A 9,487-nucleotide genomic window follows, 5' to 3' on the forward strand; every position below is an offset into this window, starting at 1 on the left:
GAGTCGCCGTAACCCCCGTTGCCACCGGCGCCCCCGTCACCACCTCGGCCACCACCGCCCCCGTAGCCGCCGGCACCCCCGTGACCGCCGTTGCCGGCGGCCCCGCCGCCGTCGGGACCGGCGGGCCGGGTCGAGCCGGTGGTCCCGGGCGCACCGGGGGTCCCCGGCGCGCCCGTCGGACCACAGGACGACGCGATGATCAGCGGCGCGACGCAGAGGGCCGCGGCCGGCCACCACCGCCGGCCGGGCAACCGGGGCGAACGCATGGACCGACCTCCTAGTTGCCGGGTGACATACCCGGTGCGGGCCCGATGTCGCGGGCGGCCCGCACCGCGCGGTTCACCTCGGCGACGGCGCGCGCGACGTCCGGCACGGGCGGCGCGAACAGGACCAACGGCACCGGCGAGCCCGCGCCGATCTGCTGACGCGGCGCCCGCTGCACCGGAGCGGGCCCTGACCGGGCGGCGGAACCGCCGTCCCGGGCCCCGGTGGGCGCGGCGGGGCGCGGCCCGGCTCCGGTCCGGCCGCGATCCGGTGAGGTGGCGGCGGGAGCGGGACCGGACTCCGGCGCCGTCGCCCGAGCCGAACCGGCAGCCGGCGACGCGGCGGCGTGAGCAGCGTCCTGCGGCCGGCACGCGGCCGGCCCGGTCCGGCCGTCCACCGCCCCGACACCGTCGGTCGACGGCGGGGACGCCGCACCCTCGGACCTGGTGGCTCCCGCGGTGGAGCCGGGCCCGTCAGCCGGCCCGCGCTGGGCGGCGCCCGCCCGGGGCGCGACCGACACGACCACGATCCCGGCCACCGCGGCCACGACGAGCCGACGCTGCAGCCCCGGGCGCGCCGCGGTGACGCCGTCGAGCAGGGCGGCCACCAGGGTGGCCAGCAACGGCGCGACCAGCAGCAACGCCGTCGAGCCGTGCTGACCCGGCATCGCCACGCAGACCAGGAATCCACCGGCGGCGGCGGCGGCCGGCCGCAGCCGCGGCCACCGCTGCCAGATCACCCCGAGCAGCGCGGCCCCGACGAGCACCACCGGCAGCAGCGACTCCGCGACCGGCCCCGACCCGGTCACCGACAGCGGGCGGTCCCCCGTCGCGACCACGGTGACCGCCACCGCAGCACCCAGCCACGCCCCGGCGAGCAGGCGCGCCGGCACCCGCACCCGCGACCCGCTCACCAGCGCGCACGCCCCGTAGGTGAGCAGCCCCATCGCGGCCAGGGGCGCGGTGAGCACCCCGATCGCGGCGGCGGCGACACCCAGTACCCGGTCCGTCCCGCCGCGTCCGACCAGCGCGACGGCCACCGTCAGCCACACCGCAGCGAGCGCCCCCGGGTCGACCGATCCGCGCAGCGAGACGACCGCGCACAGCGCCACGGCCAGCGCGGCCGCCGGAGCGTGCAGCCCGAGCCGGCGGACCACCGGCCACAGCGCCAGACACCCGGCCAGCCCGACCACGAGCGCGACGAGCCGCGCACCGTCCACCGCGACCGCAGACGTGAGCCCCGACAGGAGCGCCTCCAGCGCCGCGAGCTGGTGCACCGCCACGGCGTCCGGCCAGGCCGGCAGGGCCACCCCGCCACCGACCGCGGACGACGCAGCGGCGAGGCCGGCTTCACCCTCGGTGAGGATCCGCGAACCGAGGCCGGCCAACACGACACCGGCCAGCAACCCGGCCGCGAGAACGGCCAGCGTGAACCAGCCGGCCACGGCGGTCCGCGCGGCGATCTGTGCCGGGGAGGTGGTGTCGCGACCGAGTCGTCGCAGGACCGCCGTGGCGACTGCACGGGCCGTACCGACGGCGACCATCGCGAGGCCGGCCCACGGCAGGACCAGCAGGACCACCTGGAGGACGCCGAGAGCCCCGGCCGCCACCTGTCCGGCCCGGACCGCGTCCGCGATCCCGCCCGCGAGGGTGACCAGCGAACGCCACACCATCGGCAGGACCAGCGGTACGACGACCGCGATCAGCACGACGAAGTACAGCAGGAACGGGATGACCAGCAGAACCCACACGGTGATGAGCCGCCGGGTCCAGGGCTTGAGGGCGGCGACCCGGGGGTGGGCCGGCCGGCCGGGGAGCATGCTGCTCACCACGGGGCCGAGCAGGCTGAACAGGTCCGGCACGCCGGCCAGGTCGCTGAGGATGTAGTAGCCGTCCAGCCGGAGCGAGGGCAGGAACTGCCACATCGTCTGGACGTGCAGCAGGACGATCGTGGCCAGCAGCCACGGCTCTGCCGTGGCCAGGTAGGCCACGGCCAGCCCGGCGAGGAACACGACGTTGAAGTAGATCCCGCCGAGGTCCGTGCGCAGCCTGCCGACCCGGTCCAGCCGGTAGGCGTCGGTGACCGTGCTGTACATCGCCGGCCACACGAGGTAGATCCCCACGCCCATCGCCCCGGGCCGGGCACCCCCGTAGCGGCAGGCCGTGACGTGCCCGCACTCGTGGAACACCGCGAAGACGAAGGCGGTCCCCAGCACCAGCAGGGTCAGAGCCGGCCGGTGGATGAGCGCCTGCGCGCTCGGCAGGAGCCGGCCGAACCCGCCCTGCAGGGCGATCACCACGTCGAGTGCCGCCAGCGCGACCAGCGCGCCGACCACGACCGGTGGCCAGAACAACGGCCGGAAGAAGCCGGCGACGGCCCAGGAGACGCGCGGCGACACCACCTTCGCCCGGTAGCGCAGCGCCAGCAGCGGGTCCGGTCGTACCGCGGCGACCACCACGCCGTCGTGGTCCGCCGCGATCAGGCCGGCGGGCCGGAGCTTCTGCTCGACGAGGAAGGCGATCTGCTCCCCCGTGATGTCGCGGCCGAAGCCGGCGCCGACCCGGCTCGCCAGTTGCTCGACGTCGCGTCGCCCGTCGATGTCGGCCAGCAGCAGGAACAACAGCCGCGGGAGCTGGATGACCTGGCCGTCGGCTCGCGCGACCAGGTACTGCTGTTCCTGGAACCCCGACCCCTGGTATTCGCCGATGAGCTCGGTGCCCTCGGCCAGCCGGGGCGTGGACGGGCGCTCGGTTCGGGGCTCGGGCAGTCCCCCTTCGGTGGCGATGACCGACACCTCCGTGCCTCCCTGCCGGCCCGGCCCGAGCCGGGGTAGCAGGGGCGGCCTGCGTACCGGCCGCCCCTGCCTGTTCCTCGGGCCGCCGTCCGGCTCTCACCGACAGCGGCTTCCTGTCACCGGCTCAGCACTGCGGCGAGCACGGCATCGCCACCGTTGCCACCACCGCCGCCGTTGCCGGCGATGTTGTACTGGGTGGCATCGCCGAAGACCGCGATGTTGATGTTCAGGAAGTTGATCCCGTAGCCGCCGTCGCCCCCGCCGCCACCGTCACCCCCGCACCCACATCCGGTGATCATGGTCGTGCGTGCGGGCAGCAGCTCGACGTGCTGACCTTCGAGCTCCGCGAAGCTCATCGTGTCCGACATAGCGGCTCTCCCTCAGCTCCGACGGTCTCAGAACTCGAAGTCGAGGGCGTAGGCGTCGCCGCCGGCGCCGCCGTGCCCGCCGTTGCCGGCGCTGTTGTACTGGTAGGCGTCACCGTCGTACGCGACGTTGACGTTGTAGGCGTTGACGCCGAACCCGCCGTCGCCCCCGTCACCGCCGTCGCCACCGATCGCGGTGATCATGGTCGTGCGTGCGGGCAGCAGCTCGACTCGCTGACCCTCCAGCTCGGCAATGCTCAGAGCATGCGACATCGCGATTCCTCCAAGTAAGGTGGCCCGGACGGGCCTCGAAGGGGAGGGGCGCTTGCTGTACCGGTCGCGGTGCTCCACGAATCAGATGCAACCCTGAAGATCCGTACCGGGACGATCCCCTCATCGAATGCGCCACGCCCGCTTTCGGGGTGGCTCGCCCATGGTCGGTAACGAACGGCGCACTGTCACCACTTAGATCGTCGAACCGGTACCTATGATCCCGGCCGGCCGAATTACCTATCCGGCCGCGAAATCACCTACTTCGCCGGCCGATGTCCCGGATGAGAGGAATACGCACTCGGCATGGGCTTCCGGATATTGTCCGTAAGGTCCGGGTACAGGTCCGTGCCCGGTTCAGGAGGGTCGCTACTCGGGGGAGGCCGGAACGACCTGGTCGGCTCAGCCCGGCTCGCCGGTGAGGTCGCGGCCGGGCACAGGCTGCCCGGCGCGCTCCCGGCTCCCCGCCCGGGTGCGCAGCGGGTCCGGCGCGCCGTCCTGCGGGAAGCGCCGCAGAAACTCCTGCTCGAGCGCGACCATCCGCTCGGTGTGCGCCTGCAGGGCCGACTCAGTGCCCTCCAGCAGCGTCTCGTGCCGGGTCTCGTGCAGGTGCTGGAGCTCGCGCCGCAGGTCCTCGTCGTCGAGTTCCTGTGGCGGGATGCCCTGAGGACGGTTCACCATGTCCGCGGACTACCCGGCCTTCCGCCGAGGCATTCACCGGTACCCGGACGGGGCCCGCGCCGATCCCCCGTCACCCGTGCACCTCCGTGCGAGGCGGCCCGGGCGCCGCACGGGCCGCACCCGTAGCCTGTGCGCGATGCGCTCTTCGGCAACGGTCGAGAACCCCCGCAGGCCGGGTACGCAGGACCACGTGCGCCGGGCGTTCACCGGCATCGACGCCTACCGGGCCGCCCGCGTCGGCGAGCTCCTGGGACTCGGGCAGGTGCGCGTGGAGCCGTTGCGATGACCGCCGGGCCGCTGCGTCACGAGGGCGTGCTCTACCGAGACCTCGACGACCTGGTCGCCGCCGTGGCCGAGCCGCTGGCCGCGGCGGTCCGGGGCGACCAGGCCGTGGGGGCGATCGTCGACGCACCCACCGAGCGCGCGCTGCGCGACCGACTCGGGGACGCCGCCGACGCCGTCGTCTTCCAGCCTCCCGAGGAGGCGTTCGCCGAGCCCGCCCAGACCGTGGTCCTGCGACGTGTACTGGAGGCCGCACGGCTGCCCGGCACACGCCGGGCGACCGTCCTCGGGCAGCACCAGCCGTGGATGAACACAGCGGATGTCGCCCTGTGGGACGCGGCCTTCAACGTCGCACTGGCCGCGATCCCGATGACCCTGCTGTGCGCCTGCCCCACGGCGGTGACCGATGCCAGCGCGGTCGTCCGGGCGACGCACCCGGCGCTGCGCTCCGCGGACGGTATCCGGCCGAACCCCGGATACCGGGAACCGCTCGATGTGCTGCGCGACCATCCGCCGGCGGAGCCGGAACCGCTCGGTCCCAGTACGGACGAGACGGCCTTCGGCGCGGCCGACCTGTCCGCGCTGAGACACCGGATGGCCCGGCACGGGGAGCGGGCCGGGCTGGCCGACCGCATCGACGACCTGGTGCTCGCGGTGAGTGAGATCGCGACCAACAGCATCGAGCACGGGGCCGGGTCCGGCCTGCTCCGGGTGTGGACCGCGGCCGGGAACGTCACCTGCGACGTGCTCGACGCCGGCCCGTTCCGCCCGTCTCTGCTCGGCCTCGTTCCGCCACCGCTCGACGGGCACCGCGGCCGCGGCCTATGGACGGCGCGCCTGCTGTGCGATCGCGTGCACCTGTGGTTCAGCGGGGCCGGGACCGGCGTGCGGCTGACCGTCACGGCGTAGCGGGGCGGCTCGCGTCCGGCACTGCTCGATCAGACCTGCGGTGCGGCGGCGCGCCGCTCCGCGACGCGTTAGCGTGGGCGCATGGGATCGTTCAGCCAGGAGCCGCGTACCGAACCCGAGCCGAAGGTCGTCAAGACCGACGCCGAGTGGCGCGAGCAGCTGAGCCCACAGGAGTACCAGGTGCTGCGCCAGGCCGGCACCGAACGCCCGTTCACCGGTGAGTACACCGACAGCAAGACCGTCGGCGTCTACCAGTGCCGGGCGTGCGGCGCCGAGCTGTTCCGCAGCGAGACCAAGTTCGAGTCGCACTGCGGCTGGCCGTCGTTCTTCACCCCGCTGGCCGGCGACGCGGTGATCGAGCGTGTCGACAACAGCCTCGGGATGCGCCGGGTCGAGGTGCTGTGCGCGACGTGCCACAGCCACCTCGGCCACGTGTTCTCCGGTGAGGGCTACGGCACGCCGACGGATCTTCGGTACTGCATCAACAGCATCTCGTTGTCCCTGAAGCCGGACTCCGGACCTACCTCCTGATCACGACCTTCAGCGCGTTGTGCCGGCCGGCCTCGGCGAAGGTGTCGTAGGCCGCCAGCATGTCGTTCAGCCCGAAGTCGTGGGTGCCGAGCAGTTCCGAGGCGATCTTCCCCGAGCGCACCAGGTTGAGCAGCATCGGCACCGTGGTCCCGTCCACGAGACCGGTGGTGATCGTGATGTTCTTGATCCACAGGTCTTCGAGGTGCAACGTCGTCGGCGCGCCGTGGACGCCGATGTTGGCCACCACCCCGCCGGGGCGGACCACGCGGGTGCACAGGTCGAAGGTCTCGGGAATGCCGACCGCCTCGATGGCGACGTCCGCGCCGAGGCCGCCGTCGGTCAGTGCCGCGATCTGCTCCTCGGCGCTGCCGCCGGAGCGGATCGTCTCGTCGGCGCCGAACCGACGGGCGTGCTCGAGCCGGGAGTCCACGACGTCGACGGCGATGATCCGGGCCGCCCCGGCGAGCGCGGCGGTCTGGATCGCGGCCAGACCCACCGGCCCGGCACCCACGACGACGACCACGTCGCCGGGCTTGACCTGTCCGTTGCGTACCCCGACCTCGTAGCCGGTGGGCAGGATGTCGGCGAGGAACAGCACCTGCGCGTCGCTCACCCCATCGGGCACCTTGTGCACGCTCGTCTCGGCGAACGGGACACGCGCGTACTCGGCCTGGGTGCCGTCGACCAGATGCCCGAAGATCCAGCCGATCCCGCCGGTGGCCTGGCAGTGGCTGGGCATGGCGCGCTTGCAGTACGCGCACCGCCCGCACGAGGTGATCGCCGGGACGAGCACCCGGTCGTCGACCGCCAGGCTGCTCACGGCCGATCCGACCGCGACCACGGTGCCGACCGCCTCGTGACCCAGGATCCGTCCCGGCTCGACCGTGGGCACATCGCCCTTGAGGATGTGCAGGTCGGTCCCGCAGATCGTGGTGGTGTCGATCTGCACGACGATGTCGGTCGGGTCGATGGGCTTCGGATCCGCGACGGTGTCCCAGGACTTCTGGCCCGGGCCGTGATAGACGAGTGCCTTCATGAGGTGCCCCCTGTGGCGAGGTGAGCCACCGACGCTAGTGAGACGGGAGTCACACCTAGTCTCACTATGAGACAGCTGCGTAGGCTGCGCGCGTGTCCGCCGAGGCCGCTCCGCCCGTCTACCGCGCTCCGATGCGCTCCCGCCACGACGGCCTGCCGCCGGGTGTCGACCGGGCGCTCGCCGAGGGCCTGTGCGGGATCGGCGGCATCGTCGAGCCCGCGCCCGACGACCTCGACGACGCCGTCGCCCGGCTGGCAGCCCTCTACGGCGACCGGCTCGCGGCCCGGCTCCGGCGCTTCGCCGGCGTCCCCGACGGGGCGTTCGTCTGGACCCGCGACGACGAAGGCCGCTTCCGACTCGGGCGGCTCACGGGTGCCTGGCGCTACGACGACTCGGCGGCCGCCCGCGCCGTCGATCTCGTACACGTCCGCGACTGCACCTGGCTGGCCGGGCCCGTGTCCGACACCGAGGTGCCCGCGGGGACGTTACGCACGTTCGGCCGGGGCGGCCGCAACTTCCAGCGAACCCACGATGCGGGGGTCTCCGAGCAGACCCGCGCGGTGTGGGAGGCGCGTGCTCAGGGCAGCGTCGCGACCAGGTCGCCGGCCTGCACGCGCGGGCCGGTGTAGAACGGGACCTCCTCGCGGACGTGCATGCGCGCCTCGGTCCCCCGCAGGTGCCGCATCAGGTCGACGATCCGGTACAGCTCGTCGGCCTCGAAGGCCAGGATCCACTCGTAGTCGCCCAGCGCGAACGCCGGCACCGTGTTGGCCCGTACGTCCGGGTAGTCGCGAGCCTCCTTGCCGTGATCGGCGAGCATCTTGCGACGGTCGGCGTCGGGCAGCAGGTACCACTCGTAGGAACGCACGAACGGGTAGACGCAGACGTACCGCTTCGGGTCCTCGCCCGCCAGGAACGCGGGGATGTGGCTCTTGTTGAACTCGGCCGGGCGGTGCAGCGCGACCTGGCTCCACACCGGGACCGACGCCCGCCCGAGCGTGGTGCTGCGGCGCAGGTCGGCGTAGGCGGCCTGCAACGACTCCACGTTCTCGGCGTGCCACCAGACCATGTAGTCGGCGTCGGCGCGCATGCCGGCCAGGTCGTAGATTCCACGGACCACGACGCCCTTGTCCGCGAGGGCCTCGAAGAACTCGGTGGCCTGGGAAGCGGCGGCGGTGCGGTCGTCCCCGAGCCTCCCCGGTTCGACCCGGAAGACCGACCACATGGTGTAGCGGATCGTGTCGTTGAGCTCGGCGTAGTCCAGGCGGGCCATGCCCACAATGCTGCCACGTACCCGACCGGCACCCACCGTCCGGTGCGACCCCTCACACCCCCGCGAGTCGCGGTATCCCCGCCCGCGAGTCGCGGCCCATCCGCGCGCGAGTCGCGGTCAGCCTGCGGGCGAGTCGCGGTTTCGCGCCCGGGGTCGGGGTCAGCCGCTGTGCGCGTCGCGGCCGGACGGCACAACCAGCGACGCGGCGACCCGCTCAGCCGCGGCCCGCGCCGTTCCCACACAGGCGGGCACGCCGACCCCATGCAGGGCCGAGCCCGCCACAGCAAGTCCGGGCAGCCCCGCCACCGCCTCCTCGATCATGCGCACCCGCTCGTCGTGGCCGACGGCGTACTGCGGCAGCCCGCCGCCCCAGCGCTGCACGTGGAGCGCGACCGGCGCCGCGGTGATCCCGGTCAGGGTGGCCAGATCGGCACGGGTTCGGGCGACCAGCTCATCGTCGTCGACCTGCAGGGTCGCCGCCTCGCCGAAGCGCCCGAGAGAGGTCCGCAACCGGACGAGGTCGTCGGTGGCCCCGGCAGCGAGATGCCCCCACTTGTTCGACGAGTGCGTCGCGCCCTTGATCGACAGCGGCTCGCCCGCCGCGATGAGCGCGCCCGACGTCGGTGGCAGCGAGGCCGCGTCGGCTGCCCTGTAGGCCAGCGCCACGACGACCGACGACGCCAACTCGATCTCACCCGCAGCGGCGGCCGCGACGGGAGACACGTCGGCGAGCAGCCGTCGCGCCGCAGGTGCCGGTACCGCGAGCAGGACGGCGTCGACGTCGAGAGCCTCCGGCGCCGTGGCCGGGCCGAGAGTGAGCCGCCAGCCGGCGAGGGCCCGCTCCAGCGACCGGACGGTCGTGCCCAGCCGCAGATCCGCGCCTGCGGCGGCAGCCAGCGAGTCCAGCAACACCCGGTACCCGCCGTGCAGGGCGCCGAACACCGGGCCTGCCTGCGCGGGGAGACCGCGACTCGCGCACTCGGACACCGCGACTCGCGCGCGCTCGGACACCGCGACTCGCGCGCGCTCTGACCCCGACTCGCGCACGGGAATACCGCGACTCGCGGGGGGTGGTGCGGGGG

At 73.6% G+C, this 9,487-nt stretch carries 11 protein-coding genes and 1 pseudogene; 4 read left to right on the plus strand and 8 right to left on the minus strand.

Features of this window, described 5'->3' with window-relative positions:
- From HF519_RS30705 to HF519_RS27970, 5 genes and pseudogenes are all read right to left on the minus strand, one after another.
- A pseudogene (locus HF519_RS30705) lies at positions 1-266 on the minus strand (hypothetical protein); the annotation flags it as partial.
- 11 nt (positions 267-277) lie between these two features.
- Complete coding sequence (locus HF519_RS27955) at positions 278-3,058, minus strand: hypothetical protein (RefSeq protein WP_169415979.1); 2,781 nt, start codon at positions 3,056-3,058, stop codon at positions 278-280.
- A 116-nt stretch (positions 3,059-3,174) separates the two neighbouring features.
- Positions 3,175-3,426, minus strand: coding sequence for a hypothetical protein (locus HF519_RS27960; RefSeq protein ID WP_169415980.1), 252 nt, complete (start codon positions 3,424-3,426; stop codon positions 3,175-3,177).
- Positions 3,427-3,453: 27 nt separating this feature from the next.
- Entirely contained in the window at positions 3,454-3,696 is a 243-nt protein-coding gene (locus HF519_RS27965) for a hypothetical protein (RefSeq protein ID WP_169415981.1), read from the minus strand.
- Between the two features lie 399 nt (positions 3,697-4,095).
- On the minus strand, positions 4,096-4,374 hold the full coding sequence (locus tag HF519_RS27970; protein ID WP_169415982.1) for a DUF6158 family protein: 279 nt from the start codon (positions 4,372-4,374) through the stop codon (positions 4,096-4,098).
- Positions 4,375-4,510: 136 nt separating this feature from the next.
- Between HF519_RS27970 and HF519_RS27975 the strand changes: the two genes are divergently transcribed.
- From HF519_RS27975 to msrB, 3 genes are all read left to right on the plus strand, one after another.
- Entirely contained in the window at positions 4,511-4,660 is a 150-nt protein-coding gene (locus tag HF519_RS27975) for a hypothetical protein (RefSeq protein WP_169415983.1), read from the plus strand.
- Positions 4,657-5,565: an ATP-binding protein gene (locus HF519_RS27980; RefSeq protein WP_169415984.1), complete on the plus strand. Its 909-nt coding sequence runs from the start codon at positions 4,657-4,659 to the stop codon at positions 5,563-5,565. The genes HF519_RS27975 and HF519_RS27980 overlap by 4 nt, the downstream gene beginning before the upstream one ends.
- Positions 5,566-5,646: 81 nt before the next feature.
- Positions 5,647-6,096: a peptide-methionine (R)-S-oxide reductase MsrB gene (gene msrB, locus HF519_RS27985; protein ID WP_169415985.1), complete on the plus strand. Its 450-nt coding sequence runs from the start codon at positions 5,647-5,649 to the stop codon at positions 6,094-6,096.
- Here the strand turns inward: msrB and HF519_RS27990 are convergent.
- Positions 6,086-7,132, minus strand: coding sequence for a zinc-binding dehydrogenase (locus HF519_RS27990; protein WP_169415986.1), 1,047 nt, complete (start codon positions 7,130-7,132; stop codon positions 6,086-6,088). The two genes, msrB and HF519_RS27990, sit on opposite strands and share 11 nt — an antisense overlap.
- Before the next feature lie 92 nt (positions 7,133-7,224).
- Here HF519_RS27990 and HF519_RS27995 point away from each other — a divergent pair, with 92 nt between their 5' ends.
- Positions 7,225-7,761: a hypothetical protein gene (locus HF519_RS27995; RefSeq protein WP_211170693.1), complete on the plus strand. Its 537-nt coding sequence runs from the start codon at positions 7,225-7,227 to the stop codon at positions 7,759-7,761.
- Here the strand turns inward: HF519_RS27995 and hemQ are convergent.
- Both hemQ and HF519_RS28005 read right to left on the minus strand, forming a co-directional pair.
- The gene (gene hemQ, locus HF519_RS28000) at positions 7,710-8,405 is read right to left on the minus strand and encodes a hydrogen peroxide-dependent heme synthase (protein WP_169415987.1); all 696 of its coding nucleotides are present in this window, start codon (positions 8,403-8,405) and stop codon (positions 7,710-7,712) included. The two genes, HF519_RS27995 and hemQ, sit on opposite strands and share 52 nt — an antisense overlap.
- Before the next feature lie 159 nt (positions 8,406-8,564).
- Positions 8,565-9,416: a protoporphyrinogen/coproporphyrinogen oxidase gene (locus HF519_RS28005; protein WP_211170694.1), complete on the minus strand. Its 852-nt coding sequence runs from the start codon at positions 9,414-9,416 to the stop codon at positions 8,565-8,567.
- Positions 9,417-9,487 lie beyond the last annotated feature (71 nt).

This window comes from Pseudonocardia bannensis (genome assembly GCF_012911875.1).
Classification (GTDB): domain Bacteria; phylum Actinomycetota; class Actinomycetes; order Mycobacteriales; family Pseudonocardiaceae; genus Pseudonocardia; species Pseudonocardia bannensis.